The sequence below is a fragment of the Companilactobacillus sp. FL22-3 genome (genome assembly GCF_054881455.1).
Genome location: NZ_JBTYYZ010000012.1, coordinates 1 through 21,018, shown reverse-complemented (window position 1 = coordinate 21,018; position 21,018 = coordinate 1). Strand labels below are relative to the sequence as shown.

20 protein-coding genes and 2 pseudogenes are annotated in these 21,018 nt (G+C 40.5%); 11 read left to right on the top strand and 11 right to left on the bottom strand.

The genetic code is table 11. The features are described 5' to 3' along the window. Nucleotides 1-388 precede the first annotated feature (388 nt). Nucleotides 389-661 (top strand): fructose-bisphosphatase class III, encoded by a 273-nt coding sequence (locus ACYT32_RS10985; RefSeq protein ID WP_395266288.1) that lies wholly within the window; start codon nt 389-391, stop codon nt 659-661. Then, nucleotides 585-1,133, top strand: a pseudogene (locus tag ACYT32_RS10980) (fructose-bisphosphatase class III); the annotation flags it as partial. The gene ACYT32_RS10985 and the pseudogene ACYT32_RS10980, both read left to right, overlap by 77 nt. 96 nt (nt 1,134-1,229) lie before the next feature. On the opposite strand, the pseudogene ACYT32_RS10975 reads toward ACYT32_RS10980, so the two are convergent. The 4 genes and pseudogenes from ACYT32_RS10975 to ACYT32_RS10960 form a co-directional block, all read right to left on the bottom strand. Next, a pseudogene (locus ACYT32_RS10975) lies at nt 1,230-1,421 on the bottom strand (transposase); the annotation flags it as partial. Between the two features lie 252 nt (nt 1,422-1,673). Further along, complete coding sequence (locus ACYT32_RS10970; protein WP_053085050.1) at nt 1,674-1,928, bottom strand: hypothetical protein; 255 nt, start codon at nt 1,926-1,928, stop codon at nt 1,674-1,676. After that, entirely contained in the window at nt 1,921-2,277 is a 357-nt protein-coding gene (locus ACYT32_RS10965; protein ID WP_041501693.1) for a hypothetical protein, read from the bottom strand. Before ACYT32_RS10965 ends, ACYT32_RS10970 begins: the two co-directional genes overlap by 8 nt. Next, nucleotides 2,277-3,098, bottom strand: a complete 822-nt coding sequence (locus tag ACYT32_RS10960) for a ParA family protein (RefSeq protein WP_041501694.1) — start codon at nt 3,096-3,098, stop codon at nt 2,277-2,279. Before ACYT32_RS10960 ends, ACYT32_RS10965 begins: the two co-directional genes overlap by 1 nt. 1,040 nt (nt 3,099-4,138) lie before the next feature. Between ACYT32_RS10960 and ACYT32_RS10955 the strand changes: the two genes are divergently transcribed. The 5 genes from ACYT32_RS10955 (at nt 4,139) to ACYT32_RS10935 (ending at nt 8,960) form a co-directional block, all read left to right on the top strand. Continuing rightward, the gene (locus ACYT32_RS10955) at nt 4,139-4,306 is read left to right on the top strand and encodes a hypothetical protein (protein ID WP_164509456.1); all 168 of its coding nucleotides are present in this window, start codon (nt 4,139-4,141) and stop codon (nt 4,304-4,306) included. Between the two features lie 480 nt (nt 4,307-4,786). Then, a complete protein-coding gene (locus tag ACYT32_RS10950; RefSeq protein ID WP_395266284.1) occupies nt 4,787-5,962 on the top strand; it encodes an IS256 family transposase in 1,176 nt (391 codons plus the stop codon). Between the two features lie 140 nt (nt 5,963-6,102). Continuing rightward, nucleotides 6,103-6,843 (top strand): MurR/RpiR family transcriptional regulator, encoded by a 741-nt coding sequence (locus ACYT32_RS10945; RefSeq protein ID WP_235708403.1) that lies wholly within the window; start codon nt 6,103-6,105, stop codon nt 6,841-6,843. Between the two features lie 94 nt (nt 6,844-6,937). Beyond that, nucleotides 6,938-8,371, top strand: coding sequence for a 6-phospho-beta-glucosidase (locus ACYT32_RS10940; protein WP_395266282.1), 1,434 nt, complete (start codon nt 6,938-6,940; stop codon nt 8,369-8,371). Beyond that, nucleotides 8,361-8,960: a YczE/YyaS/YitT family protein gene (locus ACYT32_RS10935; protein WP_395266280.1), complete on the top strand. Its 600-nt coding sequence runs from the start codon at nt 8,361-8,363 to the stop codon at nt 8,958-8,960. The genes ACYT32_RS10940 and ACYT32_RS10935 overlap by 11 nt, the downstream gene beginning before the upstream one ends. On the opposite strand, the gene ACYT32_RS10930 is transcribed toward ACYT32_RS10935, so the two are convergent. From ACYT32_RS10930 to ACYT32_RS10910, 5 genes are all read right to left on the bottom strand, one after another. Beyond that, nucleotides 8,957-9,886, bottom strand: coding sequence for an IS30-like element ISLpl1 family transposase (locus tag ACYT32_RS10930; protein WP_395266278.1), 930 nt, complete (start codon nt 9,884-9,886; stop codon nt 8,957-8,959). The two genes, ACYT32_RS10935 and ACYT32_RS10930, sit on opposite strands and share 4 nt — an antisense overlap. A 342-nt stretch (nt 9,887-10,228) precedes the next feature. Then, nucleotides 10,229-10,813, bottom strand: a complete 585-nt coding sequence (locus tag ACYT32_RS10925) for a histidine phosphatase family protein (RefSeq protein WP_395266276.1) — start codon at nt 10,811-10,813, stop codon at nt 10,229-10,231. Next, complete coding sequence (locus ACYT32_RS10920; RefSeq protein ID WP_395266274.1) at nt 10,810-11,571, bottom strand: adenosylcobinamide-GDP ribazoletransferase; 762 nt, start codon at nt 11,569-11,571, stop codon at nt 10,810-10,812. The genes ACYT32_RS10925 and ACYT32_RS10920 overlap by 4 nt, the downstream gene beginning before the upstream one ends. Before the next feature lie 16 nt (nt 11,572-11,587). Further along, on the bottom strand, nt 11,588-12,346 hold the full coding sequence (locus tag ACYT32_RS10915; protein WP_080952785.1) for an AIR synthase family protein: 759 nt from the start codon (nt 12,344-12,346) through the stop codon (nt 11,588-11,590). Between the two features lie 14 nt (nt 12,347-12,360). After that, nucleotides 12,361-12,873 carry an ECF transporter S component gene (locus ACYT32_RS10910; protein WP_125591217.1) on the bottom strand — a complete coding sequence of 171 codons (513 nt, stop codon included), beginning with the start codon at nt 12,871-12,873 and terminating at the stop codon, nt 12,361-12,363. A gap of 823 nt (nt 12,874-13,696) precedes the next feature. On the opposite strand from ACYT32_RS10910, the gene ACYT32_RS10905 reads away from it, so the two are divergent. From ACYT32_RS10905 to ACYT32_RS10895, 3 genes are read left to right on the top strand one after another with little or no spacing between them, the layout of a single operon-like run. Then, nucleotides 13,697-14,593 (top strand): energy-coupling factor transporter transmembrane component T, encoded by an 897-nt coding sequence (locus ACYT32_RS10905; protein ID WP_125591218.1) that lies wholly within the window; start codon nt 13,697-13,699, stop codon nt 14,591-14,593. Next, a complete protein-coding gene (locus ACYT32_RS10900) occupies nt 14,581-16,245 on the top strand; it encodes an ABC transporter ATP-binding protein (RefSeq protein WP_395266271.1) in 1,665 nt (554 codons plus the stop codon). The genes ACYT32_RS10905 and ACYT32_RS10900 overlap by 13 nt, the downstream gene beginning before the upstream one ends. 7 nt (nt 16,246-16,252) lie before the next feature. Next, nucleotides 16,253-16,963: an ECF transporter S component gene (locus ACYT32_RS10895; RefSeq protein WP_003636323.1), complete on the top strand. Its 711-nt coding sequence runs from the start codon at nt 16,253-16,255 to the stop codon at nt 16,961-16,963. Nucleotides 16,964-17,112: 149 nt separating this feature from the next. Here the strand turns inward: ACYT32_RS10895 and ACYT32_RS10890 are convergent, their stop codons facing one another. Next, the gene (locus tag ACYT32_RS10890; RefSeq protein ID WP_395266268.1) at nt 17,113-17,268 is read right to left on the bottom strand and encodes a hypothetical protein; all 156 of its coding nucleotides are present in this window, start codon (nt 17,266-17,268) and stop codon (nt 17,113-17,115) included. A gap of 102 nt (nt 17,269-17,370) precedes the next feature. Between ACYT32_RS10890 and ACYT32_RS10885 the strand changes: the two genes are divergently transcribed. Beyond that, nucleotides 17,371-18,609, top strand: coding sequence for an ISL3 family transposase (locus ACYT32_RS10885; protein ID WP_395266266.1), 1,239 nt, complete (start codon nt 17,371-17,373; stop codon nt 18,607-18,609). A 276-nt stretch (nt 18,610-18,885) separates the two neighbouring features. Here ACYT32_RS10885 and ACYT32_RS10880 read toward each other — a convergent pair whose 3' ends face one another. Then, a complete protein-coding gene (locus tag ACYT32_RS10880; RefSeq protein ID WP_395266264.1) occupies nt 18,886-20,922 on the bottom strand; it encodes a KUP/HAK/KT family potassium transporter in 2,037 nt (678 codons plus the stop codon). Nucleotides 20,923-21,018: the final 96 nt, after the last annotated feature.

The following is a 21,018-nucleotide window of genomic DNA, read 5'->3' as shown; positions in this document are numbered from 1 at the left end:
TCCTATTTTGACTGATTTTTAATAATCGTGTGATGCCCCTAATAGTTTGATGTTTACCGTGTATTGTAAAGTGTTTATATACTATAATTTAAAAAGTGTTCTGGACGATTAATATTCGTATTTGGTCACCAGATAGCTGGCGTTTTTGCTTGAATCTAAAACAATTTATCAGGGATAGTCGAATTAGCTTATGATCATAATATTGTTTTTAATCCGATAACGTTGTTAGGAATCAATAAAAGCATCATCATCACTTAGAAAACGTTAACTGTCCTTGGAACTTTGACAGCACGCTTGATCGATATGATAGTTCTTTCTAGTTAGTCATTCTATGGTAAGATGATCATCGATTTTTAATAACTTAATTTACAAACGAAAAGTCATAACAATGAGTATAAAAATAAAAGTCATCTGTCAAAAGGGAAGAAAAAATATTATGTCAAACAGAATAAATAAATACAAGACTGTTGCTTCAATTACAACAGAATTGATTAACCTGGAATCTATTTTGAAATTACCCAAGCCAACCGAGGCCTTTATGAGTGATATTCATGGCGAATTTAATGCATTTCAACAGACAAGACAATCTGTCTATGGATTTGTTGTGGTATATGTGGGCTGGCCCCAACTCCCCATTATTTGGCAAACAAAATATGACTAAATTTGAGCGTTACTTTATCGCTGATAAGGCTACACACAATGAAAACCCAAATCCATACTATCAATTGCGACATAATGAGAAGTTTGTAAGAAAGTTATTGGGGGCATTCGGGCTTGACCCGGATACTAGTCATGTCGTAAATGGTCATACACCGGTAAAAAAGGGAACTTCGCCTATCATGGCAAATAAGAAGATGGTGGTCATTGATGGTGGCTTTTCACGACCATATCAGAAGGTGACCGGCATTGGTGGGTATACGTTGCTCGATAATTCATTTGGTATGCAGTTGGTCACACACGAGCCATTTATTTCTAAAGTAGCAGCAATACGCGATTTAACTGATATTGTGTCGACTAAACGAGTCGTAGAGACTGAAGATAGGCGGCGTACCGTGGCAGAAACTGATATAGGTCGCGAAATACAAGTACAAATTGAGGAGTTAAAACAGCGACTTCAAGAACTGAAGAAATAATGGCCCTGAGGCCAATTATGTATAATGGCTGTTCGTCAAATCAAGTTGATGGCGGTTCAAGTTAACAGTTAGACCATAAATGGTCTAGCTGTTTTTTTATTTGGCTGATGAGCTTGCTCGAAGCCAAAACATTTGAATATTTATACGTTCAGTAAAGTTGTTCCAACTACGATATCCATAGGCACTACTTTTTATCTTTTTTATTCTTCCAATGATTCCCTCTAAAAATCCGTTGGAATATTTAAGCTTCAGTGCATTTAATACTTGTTTACGATATTTTCTTAATGATGGGCAAATTACAAGTTTAATCAATGACCATTAAAAATACATCATCAACAGACTGCCATTGAAAGATTCCGGGCTTGTTCGGATTAAACTTGTAATTTGCCATGTTAAAAAATAAATCTCTTTAACAATAATTGTTTCAACTTGATATTGAATAAATTTCAAAATGCACAAATACCCATCATCTATTAATTTAGGTGGTGGGTATTTTTTGCTGTTTTTAATGGAATATAGAAATAAAAAACAAAATTTTTCTTATAAAATAGTGTCCTTTAGAGTTGAATATCTACGCCTGTCCTCTGAAGATAGATATTTTTTATAATTGTCTACAAGTAGTTGTATAGTCTCATAATCAAATTTTATTTTTTGTATCATTTTAATTGTGTCAAGGTCTGCTTTAATGTCTTTATTAATTTTAATAGATACTTTTTGATTAGCAAAACCCTTTTTATTGTGGGCTTTTCTAGTTTCAACGAAGTCTATATCTCCATCTATATGATATTTAGTCATTGCTTTCGTCCCTAAGCTTGTTATTATTTTTTATTGCTTCAACGTTATTTCTAACTAGCTTTTTACTTTGTGATGGTAGCTCTTGTATGTATTGTTCCATAACATCATTTACTACTTCATACATTTTTTTATTTTGAATACTTGCAATCGTTGAAATAGCAGAGTGTGTATCTAAAGGAAGTCTAATCGATTTAGGTAAATCTTTTGACGTTAATCTTCGATTAGGATGAGTAAGTATTTTTTTATTAGGCATACTTCTTTTCTCTTCTACAGAGTTTTCTGGAGAAATAGTAATAGGCCGTTTAGTTTTATTTTTTCGAAATGCCTCTAATCCAATTTTATCTGTCATTATTCTTTTCCTTCCATTTCAATCAAATTCATGCGTTCAATTAACTCATTGACTACCTTTTTGTAAACGTCGTGAACCCGTCTATCATTAATATCTTTAACATTATCAGTTATTCCAGTTCTATCAAATCTCTTTAACCGCGCCATTTGTTTAATTCTACTTTTAAATATATTCTGTTCACCAAAACTATTTATTGCATCAGTAATTATATCTAAATCTAAGTCTGAACCATTTTGTTGAAGTACTGGAAGTACGCCTAATAAATCTAGGTCTAGATTATAATCATCTTGAAGTTGTAAAAGATGTTCAATATATTTTTCAGCACCCTTTAAGGCTCTTTCTTGAGTTTGCAAAATTACTACCACATAGTTGCTACTTACTAGTGCACTATCTGTAAATTTATTTAGCTGAGGTGGAACATCCATAATAATATAGTCATAATCTTTTTTTATTGGTTCTAACAAAGTATTGAAATAATGGTCTTGAGAATAGTCATCTTCAAAGTTTGAATAAAGAAATTTTTCATAACCCTGTAAGTCTTCATAGGAAGGAAGCAAATCTAAATTATCTTTTATACTAATTAGAGCACCTGATAATTTTTTGCTCTTTATAGATTCAAAGAGTGTTTCCTTAAATACTGGCTTCTGTTGGTACACGCTGCTCATTGTATTTAGAAGTAAGTCTGTTGCATTAGCCTGTGGATCCAAATCCACGATGAGGACACGCTTTCCCATTTTTGATAGAGTGTAGCTAAACATTACGGCATTGGTCGTTTTACCTACACCGCCCTTAAAATTACCTGTTGTTATAACTTTTGTCATAATTAATCTCCAAGTATAAAATTATAATTTTATAAATTTCCAAAATTATATTTTTATAAAGTTATAATTTTCCATTTTTATAAACTTATAAAAATATAACTTTATAAAAATATAATACAACTTTTTGTGCTGATTAATCAAGTCTATATAGTTAATTTTATTTTTAGTATAAAAGTATAAAAGTATAAATTTCCAAATTTATAAATTTATAAACCTATAATTTTATAAATTTATAATTTTATAAAATTGGAAATTTATAAAATTATATCTTGACATTTTTATAAAAATAAAAAGTTTTATTGACTGATGTAACAAAGATGCGTTATATTTAAGACAACAAAAAAAGGAGCTCCGATTTCTCGAAACTCCCTTATAAAAGAAAAATCGCCACCAACGCCAATTGGTGACAACCTGAATAGCAACATTAATATGTAGGTTCATTGTATAATCGTTTTCCTCGATTGTCAATGCGATTGATTCTAAAAACGTGGAAGCCAAACCACGAGGAATAATGTGAACCCAGCTTCTGGTGAATTGAAGCCAGTGACAGTCGTTGAGGGAAGCGTGAAAACAAATAGACAGGGGAGCCATCTACTCGCCACCGCAAAAAGAAAAATAGGTCCTCACGTGAATAACTGTATCACTCGCAGGCGTGGGGCAGCATGGTGCTAGCTGGTAGACTCGAAGCTACTATATAATAGCACAGGGCGGTAAAACGGTTGAAACCACTGATCATAAGGTGGTGGAGACGGTATTACTCAATAGTTATAATCAAACAAATATAAATAAAGATTATGACGCCAATAAGGGCGTTTTTTTATTGGTCTGAAACGCAGTTTCAATATTAAGTAATGTGTTGGACACAACACGCAAATGAGTGACAAAGTGAGACTCGTGAGAACTGACGAGCTATAATTGATTTGTATCCTATCCTTAAATTTAAGGGTACAAATCTGCGTTCAACAGCGATCAAACCTCTAAGCTAACGTGGGTAAAGCAACAAATAAACAAAAAAATATATGATTGGAGATCTATTTATTATGGAAGATGAAAGAGAACAAGCTTTGGAAAGAAGAAATAAATATTTAATTGAAGAGAAAGGTTATGTCAAATGTGCGGCTTGTGGAGATTTAATAAAACAAGGAACCTACGGATATGATATAGAAATGTGTGGGAATTGTCAGGAATATCAAATGAGAGAAAGATAGTCGTTTTTCACAAAGAAAGGGAAAGACTGAATCCCATTAAATCAACATTCCTGACCTATACCAATTATTCTTCACAAACTTTCAAAAATGAAATGCTGATGTACCAGTAGTTAGAGGCCTAACTTCGCTTTATGTACATTATGTGAAGTAGAAATTGGTATAGCTAGTTGATGAGGTGATCATACGATTAATTGGGTTAATATTGCAGTTTTAATTCCATTCTTAATTTTAATTGGTGTTATTTGTCTAATTGTGGGATTCTGGCATGATTTTAAGGACTTAACCGTTATTCAAAAGACCGTTATTATCTTGTGTGTCATTGGCTACGTCGTTCCTGTTGTGTTAAATCAGGTAATGAGAATTAAGAGCGTAAAATATCTTGTGTAAATGCATAAAAGATTTCTGAATTGTATAGAAATAGGGAATGCCTTCCCTTATGATATTTAGTAACCACAGAAAACATCACAGGAGGCATTCCCCATGAATGAACTTACCACAGAAATTATCGCTGCACTAGCCCAAAAGCAAGATTTGGACGAAGTTTTTCGTCACCACCTCGAAATTGCGATTAACCAGCTGCTTCAAACCGAATTGGCAGAGTTTTTGGGTTACGAACGCTACTCATACGCTGGGATGAACACTGGTAATAACCGCAACGGCAGTTATGAGCGCTCGTTTGATACGAAGTACGGCCAACTTAACTTAACCATTCCTCGAGATCGCAATGGCCGGTTTGAAAATCATACCTTGCCAGCCTACGGTCGGCACAGTGATAATTTAGAAACAACGGTCATTCAGTTGTATACCAAGGGAATTACCACTGCTGAAATTGCCGAACTCATTGAGAAAATGTACGGTGCTCACTACTCCAAAGCCACGGTTTCCAACATGACTAAAGCCGTCAATGAACAGGTTCAAGCTTTCCAGCAACGTCGACTGGCTTCACAATATGCGGCCATCTTCTTAGATGCCACTTACTTGCCGTTAAAGCGGGATACCGTTCAAAAAGAAGCCGTTCATATTGCGATTGGCATTCGTCCAGATGGTACGAAAGAAGTGCTGAACTACCAAGTGGCGCCAACGGAATCGACTGGAATCTGGACTGAACTGCTGGGAACCTTGATCAAGCAGGGCGTTAAAGATGTGCTGTTGTTTGTGGCCGATGGGTTAGTTGGTTTGGATGAAGGCTTGAATCGGCATTTCCCTAAAGCCAAACGACAACGTTGCCTGGTTCATGTTGGGCGGAATCTGATGAACAAAGTTCGCGTAAAAGACCGCAAGGCCGTGATCAGTGACTTTAAACAAGTTCATCGGGCCGCCAACCGTGAAGCAGCTGAACTGAAACTGAATGAGTTCGCCAACAACTGGCATCAGACCTATCCCAAATTAATCAAAGATCTGCTTAAAATGCCGAATTTACTCACTTTCATGGACTTTCCACCAGCTATCCGGCAATCACTATACTCCACTAACCTGATTGAGAACTTTAATAAGCATCTCAAGCGCACCACCCACCACAAAGAACAATTTCCAACGGAAGATTCACTGGATCGCTTCCTGGTTTCTCAGTTTAATGTTTATAACGAGAAGTCTCTGAAGCGGATCCACCGAGGGTTCAAAGGACTCCAGGACACCTTGGAAGCATCATTTATTTAAGTTAGATACATATTATATGTACGAAGGCATTTCATTTACACAAGATTCTTGACGCTACCTGAATAAGCCCTTAGTCACTCATTGAGCTATTTATTCTCTCTGTTTTAACTTCACATTATAAAGGACTGATACGATTGATAATGGATAAACTAAATGATGTGACAAATTCCTATAAAAAAAATTCAACTTTCTATATATTGAGTTTATTTTTTCAAGAACATATTCATGAGATTCCTTATATTACAATGGATGAGGTTGCTATTAGAACGTTTGTATCAAAAAGTCAAATTTCTAAATATGTCAGATATTTAGACTATAAAACGTACATTGACTTTAAAGACGCCTGCTTAGAATACCTTGAATCCTTAGAGAGACGCCGTCACGATTTTAAAGTATATGATAATATGAAAGATAATATTTTAAATTTTACAAATACTATGATTTATTTTCTTAACTCTCTAACAAATTCTTTAGATTATAATCGCCTGGAGTTATTAATTAAACAGCTTACCTCAGCAAATACTATATATGTGTTTGCTCAAGGTGATGCTCGTTACCTCTGCCATCAGATCCAAACAGAACTACAAGTGATCAACAAGAATGTTATTATTTGCGATGTTGATTTTAATCATTCCTACGATATTAACGACAATGATTTATTATTAGTACTCAGTATAGACGGCAATACTTTCAAGTACAACAAACGCGTAGTGAAGAGAATTGAGGAAACAAATGGAACAAAATGGCTCATAAGTTGTCAAAGTAATATAAGATTCAAAGGGAAACAGTTACATGTTCCCATACAATATGAAAAATTCAATGCCTACTTTTTTAAATATGTTATTGACTTATTAATCCTCAATTTAAAGCAAACCTATTAAACTTGTTCGTCAAGGAAGTTTCCATTAAAGAAACTTCCTTTTTGATTAGCAATATACCCCTTATACTTAGTGATAAGAACAAGGAGGAATATATATGTCATTTCCAAACAATTTTTTATGGGGCGGAGCAACTGCTGCGAATCAAACAGAAGGAGCTTACAACATTGATGGACGAGGCCTTTCAAATTTAGATTATATGCCTTACGGGGAATTACGTTTCCAAATAGGTACAGGAAATTTGGATCCTAAATCTCTACCAGAGGATACTTTTTTCCCATCAAGAGTCGCCATTGACCATTATCACCATTACAAAGAGGATATTGCACTGATGGCCCAAATGGGATTCAAAGTCTATCGTTTATCACTCTCTTGGTCAAGAATTTATCCTAAGGGAAATGAATCCAAACCTAACCAGTTAGGCCTGAATCACTATCTGAATGTCTTTAAAGAGTGTCGAAAATATAATATTGAACCCTTAGTAACCATCAATCATTTTGATATCCCTATGTATTTGGTTGACGAATATGGTGGATGGAAGAATCGTAAAACTATTGATTTTTATTTAAAATTCACTGAAACAGTGTTTCATCAGTATAAAGATTATGTCAAATATTGGCTTACTTTTAATGAAATCAATATGGTCTCACATTTCCCTTTTGTAGCAACAGGCTTAACTTTTAAACCAGAGTATAATAGAGAGCAGATTACAACTGATGTGATCCATCATCAATTAGTCGCCAGCGCTAAAGCAACTCAGCTTGCTAAAAAAATAAACCCTGATTTTCAAATTGGATGTATGTTGGCTGCTGGAAGTTATTATGCTCAGACGCCGCGTCCAGAAGATGTATGGAAATCTATCCAAGATTCACGTGAAAGCTATATGTTTTCAGATGTCCAAGTAAGAGGAAGCTACCCTAATTATTATTTAAAACAAATCGAACAACAAAACCTCACTCTTCCTATTAAAGACGGTGATATCGAAGTTTTAAGAGACCACACTGTAGATTTTATTAGCTTTTCTTACTATTCTTCAAGAGTAAGCAGCGCCCAACCTGATGCTGCGAATCAAACCGAAAGCAATATTTTCGCTTCAGAAATCAATCCTTATTTAGAAACTAGCGAATGGGGTTGGCAAATTGATCCATTAGGATTTCGAATTACAATCAATGAAATTTATGATCGTTACAACAAACCTATGTTTGTTGTAGAGAATGGTTTAGGGGCTGTCGATAATTTGACAGAAACTGGTGAGATTCATGATGATTATAGAATTGAATACCATAAAGAACATATCAAAGCCATGTCTGACGCAATCACTCTGGATGGTGTCGAATTAATCGGCTATACATCATGGGCATGTATTGATTCTATTTCTAATGGAACTGGTGAAATGGCTAAGCGCTATGGTTTTATTTATGTTGACCGAGATAATTTCGGTAAGGGAACATTCAGACGTATTCCGAAAAAATCTTTTTATTGGTATCAAGAAGTAATTAAAAGTAACGGTGAAAATTTAAATGAAAAATAAATTTAAACTAACCTCATTATTTCGTTTCTTTCTTCTTTTATTCGGATCTTTAGTCATGGGCTTTGGAGTTTCATTATCCATATCAACAGGTTATGGGAGCGATTCTCTTTCTTGGGTCTGGCAAGGGATTTCACTTCATACTAATTTAACTTTAAATCAATCCAATATGATCATCACTTTACTAATGCTGATTTCACCTTTACTTTATGACCGCGCTCAATTAGGTATTGGGAGTATTCTCCAACCGTATATTGTTGGAGCAACTGCCGAATATACATTAAACCGAGGACTCAGTAATCCGGGCAACTTTCTTTTCTTAATTATGGGTATTTTATTACTTGGGATTGGAGCCGGTATATATACTAGTGCAAATCTAGGGAAAGTGCCTTATGATGCATGTGTTTTTTGGATTAGTAAGGTCACTAAGAAATCAATTGGGTTGATTAGAAGTTTAGGAGATCTGTGTCTCTTTATTATTGCTTGGTTGCTTAATCAGCATCTTATTATTGGTCCTTTAATCTCCGTATTTCTGATTGGTTACATTCTAAACACTACGTATAATTTAATTAATGGTAGATTGCAAATTTAATCCGAATTTTTGGACAAATTTGTCAGCATAACCTGATACGGTGTTTGCCAGTCGAGTATTTTAAGCGGTCGCTGGTTAATTTGGAGTAACGTCGTCGTTAAATCTTGAGCACTAATGTGCTCAAAACGAGTCCCTTTAGGATAAAAATAACGTAAATTCCGATTAAAGCGTTCATTACTACCACGTTCAGCTGGAGTATAAGCATGGCAGTAATAGGTCTTAATACCATATTGTGATTCAAGTGATACTAGCCCACTAAACTCAGTGCCACGGTCCACAGTAAAGCTGTGCACCGGACCATTAAAAGTGGTTAGGAACTTAGTTAGTGCTTCATTAACAGTCGCTGTCGTCCGATCTTTTAACCGGTATGCCCAAAGGAACCGTGATTTGCGATCGATTAAAGTTAATAAAACTGCCTTACTATGCCCACGAGGACCAACGACTGTATCTAGTTCAAAATCGCCGATGCGATTACGTTGATTAATCATCATGGGACGCTGTTCAATTGATCGCCCCAAAGATTGATTATATTTGGATCGTTGGTCAACGTTACGCCGTTGGCGTACGCCATGTTCAGGTAGATCATTCAAGGAGAAACCAATTCTCCCCTGATTTAGCCAATTATAAATAGATTTAGTAGCTAGTTTAAATTCGTGAGCAATCATTCCTGGTGACCAGCTTAGACGTAAATGGTTGAGAATTTTTTGCTTTAACTCATCGCTCAGCTTAGTTTTCCGACCACATCGTGATCGCTTGTATTCGGCATCTGTTTGTGCTAATTCAGCCTGATAAGGTTGACATCGAGATAATTCATAAGAAATTGTTGACGGTGATTGGTTCAGCCGAACGCCCATTTGGATATTGGACAGCCCTAGTTCACAAAAGGTTTCGATTTTAATTCGTTCGGAATAGGTTATACTAGACAAAAGATCAGCTCCTAAAAGATGGGTTTGTGGTAAACACCATTTTAAAGGAAGCTGATCTTTTTTGTCCGAACAGCGTTCGGATTAATTTTACAATCTACCGAAAAGGTAAACGCGGTTCTGAATGTCTCTTAAAACCTGTCTCAAATATTGACTTCAATCCAACTTCATTCGTTGGCCTTATTGTGATCCTGGGATTAGATTTAGTTATGTAATGGCCGCAAATGATTAATTATACTCAAAAGCAGATTTCAACTTTTCATGCCATTCCTGGTTACTCACTGAAATCTGCTTTTTGGTTATCATTTTAAAATTAATCAACTAACCTGGCATTTTCAGGCTTTGCTAGTCATTAAGACTCACCAACGACACACCACCGTCTCCCGTCTCAAAAACCGAATAACAGCCCGCTTTAAAATCCACCGACCAAAAGTCGCCGCCGGTCCAATAACGGTACAGCGTTCGCAACACCCCCTGATGCGCAACCACTAACAATGTACTGTTTGACGGCAGCGTTTCCCGATAATGGTCGAGGGCGGTCGTCACCCGTTTTTCAAATACTCGGTATGGTTCGGCGCCAGCGGGGGTGACATCAAACGGCGCCTGCAGCCAAGCCGCCCAGGTTGTTGGATCCCGAGCTTCTACCTGGTCAGCGTTCAAACCTTCCCAGATTCCAAAAGGCATTTCGTCAATGTCCTTTTCGATAATCTGTTTGGTTTGCGGATGATATTGCATGATTGCGTCCATGGTTTGCTGAGTCCGTTTTAAATCACTGCGGATTGCGTAATCGATCGTTGTGGCCTTCAGCTTATCGGCAAGCTCTCTCGCCTGCCTGAGTCCCAAGCCATCCAATTCAATATCCGTACGTCCATAATATTTCTTTTCTTTGTTATATCGCGTCTCACCGTGGCGAGTCATTAATAATTTCATCCAAAAGCCCTCACTAACGATGTTACTACCAATAAAAACGCGACTTGAGCCAGCTCACCATACGCACCAATTGTGTCACCGGTAAAACCGCCCAGTTTATGCGTGATGTAGTGCCGGTACCAAAGAGCTCCCAGGACCACTGCGAGATAACCGCAGAGGCCGAAAGTCCCTAACAGACCACCAAATACCAAAATCGAAAAAAGCTGAGCGATCATGATTTGCCAGGTGGCAACACCAGTCCAGAGATTACCAAGCCCCTTCGTTTTGCCAGCATAAACCATTTTGTAAAATAACAGCGCCATGCCGGTCTTGGCCACCATGGTCGTACAGGCCACCAATGAAACGAATTGCCAGGCCGCCAAATACTGACTGCAGACAACCCCGGCACCCATGACAATTGCATAGAAATAGATCAGGGCCAGACTTCCCATGGTGCCAATCCGGCTGTCCTTCATAATTTCTTTGATCCGGTCCACCGTCCGCGATGAATAAAGACCGTCGGCAGTGTCGGCCAAGGAATCCAAGTGAAAGCCGCCGGTTAGAACCCCATCGGCCACCCAGAATAAGATCCAAGCAAACCAGCTGGGAAATACCAAGGTCATCAGCCAGAAAAAGAGGGCCTCGAGGCAGCCAATCAAAAATCCAAACAGGGTAAAATACCGGATGCTCTTCTTGAACTTTGCCGCTGCATCCGGTATTTCATACGGAATGGGAATCCTGGTGAAAAATTGGGTTAACAATATCAATGAACCAAACATAGAATCAATGCCGTCCTTAATCTGAGTTTTGGTGAAGCTGAGCAATTTCGGTCAGCTCGGGAAATTGCCTTTCAAATAATTGACGTTTATCGGCCACCACGGCAACTAGTAACACGGTCGCCGGTCCGGCAGATTGTGTAAATTCAGCATCCGCCAGGTCAACCACGGCGGAAATTTTTGCGGTATGGGTGGCGGCCATCTGGGCCAGTTCGTTGGCAATTCCCTTTGAGCCCACCGGCAGCATATCCACCACTGCTGGGGTGGCGCGAATGGTTCGAACCTGATCGTAAGAAAAAATCGTTGCCAAATGGGCTTTGACCGCCTCCCCAACGTAGGGTGTTCCAAGCTGATAAACGATCAGAGAGTCATCGATCGATGTCGTGGGAATATCTTTCCGATTAATTTGGCCAATCACGGTCACCCCAATCGCCGTTGTCCGGGTCGGCATATTATCTTCGGTACTACCATTCAATGGAATATCGTAAAATCCAGCCTTGGTTAATTCACGCTTAAGTCCCTGAATCACCCGACGGCCAGTTGGGACCATTTCGTTGCCAACCGTGTCAACGACGGCAATTGGCCGAGCCCCAAAGCACAGCAGCTCCAATAGCGGTACCCGCAGTGAATACGCCGCGGTAATTGCCGAATCAATTTGAACGGCGTCCAAGGGCTTCTCACCAATCCCCGCACTGCTGTCACAGGCAATCACCAGCGCTGTTGTGGGACTCGTTGGCACCACCGATAAATCACGAAATCGTGGGTTCATTTGGTTCATTTAATCGGCTCCCCCTATTTCTGCGGCGTCAGAAACGGCGCATCCTTCACTCGATGGGGCAGTGCCGCATAAATCACTTCACAAACAATTAAGTTTAGAATCGTTGCGATGGTCAGTGGAACAAAGAACGCCCAAACCGCCTGCTTCATAAGCGGATAAAGAAGCACCAACTCGATTGGCACATTGATCGCGTAGCCCAGCACGTCAGAAGTCAGCACGCCCTTCAGCGTATCCTTGCCCAACCATTTACGAACCAGACCAAATATCAGCATGCAAATCCCCATGGCAACGCCAATAATTAAATGAATCGGCAACGTCAGAGGAAACCCCGCCAACGCGGCGGACACCAGGTGCCCGAATAATCCCAACGTTGCGCCAAACCACGGGCCTAGCAACACTGCTCCTAAGAATGCCGGGGCTGAATCAAAGGCCACTGAGCCCATGATTTTGACGTTTGCGCCAATCACGCAGAGCGCCAAGAGCATGGCGGCTAGGGTGAGGAGCTTCAGTCGATCTGATTGTGTCATAATTGCAAAATCCTCCTCATAATAATCAATCTTAGTTCCTTTTCAATTGTATCAGAGATGGGTGGGGATATTTAGCTTTATTTCAAAATATCCTTCCCCCTAAAGTTCCAGCATAGTGTAAGCACCACACAAACACAAAAACTGAACCAGAAAGGGATCTAGACAAGTTCTTACACAATTATTAGCGTATTTAGTTAAGATAATAAAGCTTCAACAACAATTTATTTTGATTCTAATGACCCAACTGGCAAATATTTATCTTCATTCCAAAACGCCACGGCTAGAAAGCCCGACCTATCGACGTTTCAACCAATTCAAAGCTGATGATAAGCTGCCGCTTCTCCAGGCAAATATCCACAAAAACCAACTGAATTACCAGGAATTATTAGTAGCTTATCAAGCTTCTCTCTACTAAGTAGTAGAGCGCTACTGTCGACCAGGGAGATAGTAATATTCTTATAAAATTTACCAAAGCAAAGCCCCGACACGGATGACTTTTTCCGCCTCGAGATGTTGCTTGAAGGATGTTGCAGCTTTTGCTTTCAATGATTTTCAGAAAGTTATTTACGTGTTAACCACCTCGCTTGTTCGGATGAACCCGTATAAATGACAGCTTAGCAGGTCACGGTAAATTTAGTGTAAAAATGGTGTAAAAAGGCTGTACATAATATCCAAAAGGTGATAAATCAGTTCGCAAATTTCACCATTTAAAAACGCCTCAAAATAATACTAGCCACCACACAAGATATGCCGTTTACCACCCTTGGCAACGATGATATACTGTCGGAAGGGCTTACTAAACCTTAGAAAGTCGGGATTTTCCATGACACACACACCAATAAAGATGACGTTTTTTTCGCAGCTTCATCCAGTAGCGCTCACACTGTACTTTACTGAGCTGATCGTCTGCCTCCTGCTGTTTAATCACGTGGCGGTCGCGGTGGCTGAGTTCATCGCGCTCACGATCACAGCCACCTACTACCTTGGTGGCCGAAAGACGGCGCGCCAACTGAAATACGCCGTTTCATTTCTATTAATGATTCTATTTTTCAATACGCTCCTCAATCAAAAGTTTCCGCCGATTCTTTGGCATTTCAAATGGGGCATTCTGACGTTCAAATTTTCGTATCCGGCATTTCTGTACGGCATTGCGATGGCAATTGTCCTGATCGCAATGCTGTTTGTTTTTTCAGTCCTAAACGCGGTTCTGACCCCCAGCAAGCTGATCTACGTATTCTCGCCGATTGCGCCCCGGCTGGCAGTACTGGTCACCATTTCGTTTACGCTGGTCACCAGCTTCACCGATAGGCTCAAACGGATTTTGCGCCTGCAAAAAACCCGCAACGTCGACGTGGTTAATGGATCATTGAAGACCCGCACCCAAAAGACGCTCCACATCTTCGAAATTCTTCTGCAGGACGCCCTGTCTTCTGCGATGGAAACCGCCAATTTAATGGACGCCCGCGGATTTGGCGCTGCCAAGCGGACCCACTACCGCTCGTATCACTGGCAGTTTAGTGACCTGCTGTTCATCACGATTGCCACCGTCATGCTAGTTGCAACTATCGGCGTCCGGATTCTTTCAATGGGCACCAGTCGTTCAGTCACCAATTTCACCACCATTTTTACGCCGGGCGATACTTGGCCCATCGTCGTCACGGCACTCCTATTCTTACTACCATTAATCTCAGAGGGGGTCTATCGTTCATGCAAAAATTAGCTACCGTGACCCATCTCACGTTCACCTATCCCGATCAATCAACCCCCGTTCTGGACGACGTCAACTTCACCATTGACCCCGGCGATTTTATTGTGATTGCCGGTAATACCGGCAGTGGCAAGACGACCCTGCTTAACCATTTGAAAAAGGAGCTCATGCCCAAAGGAGCCCGAACTGGTGACGTTCAAATTGACGAAACACCGGTTGCTGACATGCCGAAGTTGGTGAGTGCCCAAACCGTCGGCTATGTGGCCCAAGATCCACAAACCCAGCCGGTGATGGCAACGGTGATCGAAGAACTGGCCTTCCCATTAGAAAATATTGGCTGTCCCAGCAATGAAATCGAACGCCGGATTACCGAACTGGCAAATTTCTTAGGTTTGGATCAAAACCTCGATCGCCAAATACATCAATTATCCGGCGGCCAGCTTCAGTTGGTAAACCTGGCTTCGGTTCTCATCTTGCGCCCAAAATTAATTTTACTGGACGAACCCACGTCCCAGTTGGATCCGCTGACCGCTCAGCATTTTCTCACCGTTTTAGGGCGGATTAATCAAGAATTAGGGATTACAATTATGTTGACTGAACACCGGCTGAGCACGGTAGCAGCCATGGCCAACCGGATGATTCTCCTGCAGGATCACCACCTGACCTTTGACGGTGATCCCCACAGCGGCTTGGCAAAAATGGCCACTGATGCCCACTTGACCTATTTCGTACCGTCAATTCCCAAGCTCTTCTTAGATCAACAGATTCGAACCTCCCAATTGCCGATTTCAGTAGCCGATGCCCAGTCGGCGATTCGGACTCACCATCTTCAATTTCAATCAGGGACGACCGGTGGCAAGGTTGCGCAATTACCCCCAGCCGAAAAACCAATTCTAACCGTCAATAACATTTCCTTTAGCTTCGACGGCCAACATAACGTCCTCCATCACCTGAACCTGGCGATTAATCCCGGTACGTGGTTGGCAATTATCGGCAAAAACGGCTCCGGCAAATCAACCCTGTTAACGCTGATTTGTGGACTAATGACGCCGCAGCACGGCAAAATTCGTTTCGTCCACCAGTTAGTTTGGAAAATGGCCATTAACCAGCGAATGGCCAAACTGGCATTTCTGTCGCAAACTCCCCGTCTCCAATTTACAGCCGATACCGTTCGTGAGGAGCTGGAAGTTCAGGCGACTGAATTACGGTTGCCAGACGCTAAGGCCCAAGTTGACCATATGATTAATCAATTTCATTTGAACCGTATTGAGAAACAAAATCCATTTGACATTAGTGGCGGCCAACAACAGCTGGTTGGATTAGCAATCGCACTGATGGCGACCCCTGATCTGTTGGTTCTGGACGAGCCAACCAAGGGACTGGATCCCTACACCAAAATTCAGGTGGGCAACCTGCTGAAACAGTACCAACAAGCCGGTATGACCATTGTGATTGCCAGCCACGACATGGAATTCTGTGCTAAATTTGCCGACAAATGCACGTTTATGTTTGATGGCTATCTCAACACGCTGCTTGCCACGCAATCATTTTTTGCCGATAACTTTTTCTTCACCACGCCAATTAACCGGATTGCCCGTGATCAGGTTAAGGACGCCCTACTGCCAGTCGATCTGAAGCTGGCGAACCATCCAGAAAGGGGGTGAGTGTTACTTGAAACAATCTTCGTTACTCAACCGGTATCGGTTATTAATTGCGTTACTGTTAATGTTTATTTTTCTTCTATTCATTGTCTTATTGAAGGGAAAGCACTACCTATTATTTAGCTTTATGTGCCTAATCTGTAGCCTTTTACCCGCGTACTGGCGCTTCGAACACGATCCAATCAGCACCCAAACGTTGATGTTTGTCGCCGTTTTGATTGCGTTGGCGGTTGCCACCCGGGTCCCACTGGGAGCCATTCCTGGTGTGCAGGGAGCCAGCTTCGTCGTAATTCTAAGCGGTGTCAGTCTCGGCCCGGAACTGGGCTTTATCACAGGATCTACCACGGCACTGGTTTCCAACATGTTTATGGGTCAAGGACCATGGACGCCTTGGCAGATGGTCGCCTGGGGCTTAATGGGGTTAACCGCTGGCCTCTTCATGAAGGCCCGATTGTCCCATAGTCTGATTTTTATGATCGTGTTTGCCTGCGTCTGGGGCTATTTGTTTGGCTGGATCATGGACCTCTGGTACGCCCTGGCCTACGTATCACCGCTGACCATCAAGAGTTTTATCTTGGCTTTTGCGGCCAGTTTCTTTCCATTTGACACGTTCCACGCAGCATCCAATGCCTTTCTCATCGCGCTATTTTACAAACCATGGGAGAAGCTGTTTCACCGCTTAGTCACCAAATACAATATTTTACCGGATAAAAACCAATAGAAAAAGGATGGATTAATCAATGAAATTAACATCAAAGCTACTCATGATCTCTGCTTCAACCCTATTAGGATTTGGCAGTATCGCACCAGCCTTCACCGCCAATGCAGCCAGCTTTTGCTACCACCAGCCCCACTTCCACGACCCAAACATCACCGATCACAACTATTGCCACTCAAGACCAAGCAGAGGACAATAACAGCGGCACCCTTGACGGAGGTGTCACTTGGCAAATTGCGAACGATACCTTGACGATTAGTGGTGGAACCATTGGGTCTAGAATTTTTGGTGTTGGAAAGTATTTCCATTCCAAAAGTACTAGGCCCTTTTTGATAACAAAAAAAGGCATCTAAGCCTCCCTAGTGCTATGCTTTAAGCGACGAAACTCAAGATAAGCGGGGTAGGAATAGATGTCTCAACTAGATAATACACTTAAATTACTGGGAATTACAGACACAAACATTCAGGTGCTCGGTACTCGTGATGAATTTCATGGTCGGGGCTCGGGTCGCAAAAAGTATTTGGTCATCCAGGCAGAGCTTACCTATACACTCAGGCGCTGTCCCAGCTGTAGATACAATACGTTGCACCCTAACGGACACAAGCTCACTCATGTCCACATTGCAGGACCCATGGACCGGCCCGTAATTCTAGAGCTAAACAAGCAACGCTGGCGTTGTAGTAACTGCCATAGCACTTGTACGGCCACCACTCCAGTGGCATCAACCAACCACGCCATCGGTAACGGACTAGCGACTCATGTGCTGAAGCTAGCCAGTAAATCACTCCCGGCTAAGACTATCGCCAGTCTCACCGGTATTTCGACAAACTCAGTTCAGCGTATTTTGACGGCTAATATTCATCCACACGCGAGCCGCCGGTTACCGATTAATCTATGCTTTGATGAATTCCGTTCCACGCACGGCTCCATGTCGTTTATTTGCATTGACGCCGACACTCACAAATCAGTTAAAGTACTTAGCGACCGCCTTAATAGAACCATCAAACAGTTCTCTCTTAGTCAGTACAGCACCGCAGAACGGGCCGCGATTCAACGCGTCATCATGGACATGAACGCCTCCTATCAGGCATTCGTGCACGAACTATTCCCTAACGCCGAACTCATTATTGATCGGTTCCACATTATTCAATTAATGGGCCGGACGATGGATACCATTCGCACTCAATGTTTAAAGCAACTCGACAAGCATTTGCGGGAATATAAAGTACTGAAATCACTATGGCGCCTATTCCACAAGGCCAACCCTGACGCACAAAAGAGCCGCTACCTCTTCGGCCTGAATGAGTACTCGACCGAACAGAACGCTATTGATATTGGAACCAATACGTTTCCGGCCTTCAAAACAGCTTATGAAACCTACATCGATCTCCACGATGCTTTGATGGGGCGTCACGCTGATGAACTCAAGAATATCATCACTAACTATCAGCCTAACGGCACGCCCCTAGATACGGCCATGCATACCCTACGAAAGAATCTTAATGGAGTAATTAACGCCGCCAAATCGTCCTACTCTAATGGACCGATAGAGGGCATCAACCGTAAGATCAAGGAGCTCAAACGTGCTTGTTATGGCTCCTCCAATCAGGCCAATATGTTCACACGCGTCTACCAGCTGATTGCCTAGATTATCTACTACAATAACGTCACGATGGTAGGCTTATTTGTTATGCCTTCAAGTACGATATTCAGACAACACACCAGATTAAACGCCGCAACTAATAAAACAACAAAAAAGATCTCCCACACGAGGAGATCTCCAAAGGATAGAAACTATCCTTCAACACCATTTGACAAACTTCCATAAAATGGTCTGATCTCAGTAAAGTACTGAGATCAGACCATTAATTAAAACTAAATATAATTTTTCTAACTTAGTTGTTGCACTTAAACTACTGCATACTCATTTTTCAGTCTTACTTAATCTGCCTCGATGATAAATTTTCTTTTGGATTAAGTATTGATCCTGATCTTGATTAATAAATAACGGAGAACTTTCTTCTATTACATTGCTAAACTCCAAACCATACCATGAAATAGGTGAGGCCGTAATTTTCTGCAAATAGATGCGCCCGCCAATCAATCTTCTATCTAACGAGCTTAACTTATCATTGACAATTAAATCTGCTGGTTGTTCCTTTATAATAACAAACTTAAAGTCGCCGACTTTCCGTTGTCGCTCTGTTGAATACGTGGGTATTTGTGGTTCTAAAATACCTTTTTCCACTAGATCATTTACAACTTGATGTAAATAGACACTAACGGATTGAGATTTCCTAAACCCTAAGTAAAATTGAACGTTAACAACATTATGCGTCTCAAGTAAATCAACTGTATAATTACTTTCATAAGGCGCATTGGTTCCATTGACTGTAACAAACCAATAAACTTTAGCTCTTTTAGGTTGTCTGTCGAGAATAGAATACATGGTACTACGCTTAATTTGGTAATCACCCTTAATTTTAGTCATATACACTAAGTTAGTCGTGAACAAAGGTACTGTATTGTCTTCGCTTAATTTAGAGAGTTGATCACGATAGTCAAGAAGTGAAACATACTCGCTTTCTTTCTCATAATGGTCTCTTCGTTTATTTCCAAAGTACCAAAGCCACATAATATAAAGAATGCCCAACATGATTGTTAACGTAACATAACCGCCATGAATAAACTTAACCAAACTTGAAATTAGAAAGATTAACTCAATAAAACCAAAAAACAAGGCAATTATAAGTGCTGCTCCCTTAGCCAGGTGTTTCTTTAAGAATTCATGCAAAAGCACAGTAGTCATAAGCATGGTAATAGTGATTGCTAAACCATACGCGGCCTCCATTTTTTGTGAACTACCAAAGAACCAGACTACACTAATTGTTATTATACATAGTATCCAGTTAACAGTTGCAATATAAATTTGATTTTTTATATTACTTGGATGTCTAATAACCATTCTAGGTAAAAATTTTAAGCCAATTGCTTCATCGACTAAAGTGTAAGAACCCGTAATCAACGCTTGAGAGGCAATAATTGCAGCGAGTGTGGCTAGCAAAATGCCAACTAGGCGCCAAGTTCCGGGGAGCATTTCATAAAAGGGATTTAAGTTCGATAAGTTCCTGTAAGCAGTATCACCTGCATGTCTAATTATCCAAGCACCCTGACCTAAGTAATTTAAAAATAGGGTACTATATACTAGTGGCCATGTTACATAAATATTCTGCTTGCCAACGTGACCCATATCGGAATATAAAGCCTCTGCTCCTGTGGTTGCCAAAAAGATACTTCCAAGTATAAAGATTCCCACTTTGTTAACTGGACTGAAGAGTACCTTAATTGCATAATAGGGAGAAATAGCCTTCAATATCATTGGATAATTGATTAGATTAACGATTCCAAAGACAGCCAAAAAGCCAAACCATAAAATCATCACTGGTCCAAAGGATTTCCCAATCACACCTGTTCCAAAACGTTGAATCATAAATAATACGAGTAAAACAACTGTTGTGATAATCAAGACGTTATGTTGAGAATTACTAAACACCACAGGGCCAAGGTGTTGTTTTTTTAATCCCTCAATGGCTGAAGTCACAGTTACTGCAGGAGTTAATGTTCCATCGGCCAAAATAGCCGCCCCACCAATCAAAGCTGGCCAAATTAACCATTTTGCATTTTTTCGAACTAAGGCATATAAAGCAAAAATACCGCCTTCATGCTTGTTGTCGGCTTGCATTGCAATTACAACATACTTCAACGTTGTAATAATCATTAATGTCCAAAAAATCAACGAGATCGATCCAATCACGTAATCGGGAGAAATATTTCCCATTTTACCGGCGTCACCAATCAATGCATTCATAACATACAATGGTGAAGTGCCAATATCACCGTACACAATTCCTAAAGTAACAAGTGCCCCCGCAAAAGAAACACGTTCTAGTTGCTTATTCATATTTGCTTGCCTCCAACGCTAATTATTGAAATATAGCATGCAAAATACTAATCCTAAATACGAAGAAAAGCAACTGTGTTTTGCAGATTATAAATT